The sequence below is a fragment of the Vibrio sp. 10N.261.51.F11 genome, from assembly GCF_041471665.1.
Taxonomy (GTDB): Bacteria; Pseudomonadota; Gammaproteobacteria; order Enterobacterales; family Vibrionaceae; genus Vibrio; species Vibrio crassostreae_C.
The window spans coordinates 1-2170 of sequence record NZ_JBFROW010000063.1 but is presented as its reverse complement, the minus strand read 5'-3'; the positions used below and the strand labels follow the sequence as shown (position 1 = coordinate 2170).

General features: G+C 43.8%; 2 protein-coding genes. One reads left to right on the top strand and one right to left on the bottom strand.

From position 1 onward, the window contains the following. Positions 1-289: 289 nt before the first annotated feature. Positions 290-1255 carry a GlxA family transcriptional regulator gene (locus AB4351_RS18165; protein WP_372126789.1) on the bottom strand — a complete coding sequence of 322 codons (966 nt, stop codon included), beginning with the start codon at positions 1253-1255 and terminating at the stop codon, positions 290-292. Positions 1256-1369: 114 nt separating this feature from the next. Between AB4351_RS18165 and AB4351_RS18160 the strand changes: the two genes are divergently transcribed. Next, on the top strand, positions 1370-2161 hold the full coding sequence (locus AB4351_RS18160) for an MBL fold metallo-hydrolase (protein WP_372083556.1): 792 nt from the start codon (positions 1370-1372) through the stop codon (positions 2159-2161). The last annotated feature ends 9 nt before the right edge of the window (positions 2162-2170 follow it).

Genomic DNA, 2170 nt, shown 5'->3' with positions numbered 1-2170 from the left:
AGTCGGTAGAACTACTGTAATTTACTTTAAAAACAGATGGTTAAAAGCGAGCTTAGTGCTCGCTTTTTTTGTGCTCATATGTTGGATAGACCATCGCTAAGTGGCCTTATAGCGAGATAGTCAAAACTCATTCTATTGATTTCGGCAAATCATTTTGTAGCTTCAAACTAGTGATGTTAGGGCTGGCTTGTGATGCCCCAAAAACGCCTAGAATTGAACTTGCAAGGTTTCAGATACAAAAAGTAATAGATGCGACGATCTAGCCCCATCGCCCTCAATGAAATTAAGACTATTGCTTGAATGTAGTGCGCCACTGAATCGGCGATACATGAAAAGCCGATTTAAAGTGCTTTCTGAATACACTGTCAGAGCCAAAACCCGCTTGCTCTGCAACTTGAGGTATCGATAGTTTCGTGGTTTCTAATAGACGTTGGCTAAGCACCAAACGTCGGTTTTGCAGCCATTCACCAAATGTACAGCCATAGGTGGATTTAAACTGGCGTGTGAAGGTACGTTTACTCATCGCACAGCGCTCAGCGACTTCATCTAGTGAGTGACACTGATTAAGGCTCTGCTCCACCAGCTCAATCACAAGGCTAATACTTGTCTCTGTAAGAGGTTTTATGTTGACTGGTGCTGGTATGTATTGCTGCTGTCCACCAGTACGAGATGGCGCAGTCACCATCTTACGAGCGAGATCATTCGCAAGCTCACTACCACACAAACGGCGCACTATATGTAGACAACAATCGAGTGAAGCAGCTACTCCAGCAGAGGTAATGATAGTCTCATGTTCAACAAATAGAGGGTTTGGGTCAAAATCCACCTTAGGAAATTGCTGCTGAAATTGTTCGGAAAACGCCCAATGGCTTGTGGCACGTTTTCCATCGAGAACGCCAGCACATGCAAGTACATAAGACCCGAGGCAGAGTCCTACTAGTAGCTTACCTTTCCCATGATGCTCTATTAGCGCCTCTATAAGTCGCTCACTTGGCTCTGGCAGGTCATTTGGCCAGCTTGGAACAATCACAATATCCGCCCCTTTAATAGCGCTCAAATCTCTATCGATCACCACACCAAATCCAGAGCTTGTTTCAAACTGCAAGCTGTTTTCGCAACAGATCCTCAAGTCAAACCGAACCGGCTGGCCGAAAAAGATATCTTGAAACACCAGACAAGGCACAGAGAGATGAAAAGCACTGATGCCTTCAAAGGCTACCATCGTAATTTTAATTAGCTCGGTTGATTTGTTCACAAGTGTCTCGATTTGCGCGAATGTTGACTTTCAAGACAGTATCACAAGAAACTAGAAAGAAGCATACTAAATCTCATAGAGAACATGGCTTGTTAGTGAGTTTAGAGAGGCATTATGAAGATCCACCACCTACGTAGCGCAACATTTATTATTGAATCTGGCGAAAAATTTATCCTTATTGATCCTATGTTGGGGAAAAAAGGCTCTATGCCTCCGTTTTCAGTCATTAAGGCTAAGGCCGCGAAAAATCCAACCGTTGAGATGCCAAGTAATGCCGATGAGCTACTAAACAAGGTTACTCATACCTTAATTACTCACAGTCAAACACTTGGTATCAAGGCATTACAACATGGAGATCACCTAGATCCGGCAGGTGAGACGTTTTTAACAAGTCGTAATATCCCAGTTGCGACACCAGCCAAAGATAAGGCTTACCTAGAAAAATATGACTTAACGGTAAATTGGGGAATTGAAGACTGGCAAACTATCGACTTTCTAGACGGAAAGCTCACCGCGGTTCCGGCTTTGCACGGCCATGGATGGATTCACAAGGTAATGGCTAATGGTGTTGGATTTTTCTTGGAGCTCCCCAATGAGCCTTCTATTTACATTAGCGGTGATACAGTTCTAACCGATGATGTAAAACGAGCGTTGACTGAGTTGAAACCTGATATCACAGTAGTCGCGGCAGGTCGTGCTCGTATGGACGTTGGTCAACCGTTATTGATGTCAATTGATGAGGCCATGGAGTTTATTCGCCTTTCCCCTAATAAGGTGGTTGCGAACCATATGGAGGCACTCAATCACTGTGCAGTGACTCGACCAATTCTTAAAGAAGCAATTGATAAAAACGGTTTGTCAGATAAAGTCCTTATTCCTGCTGATGGTGAGACCTTGGAGTTTTAGATACCTGAA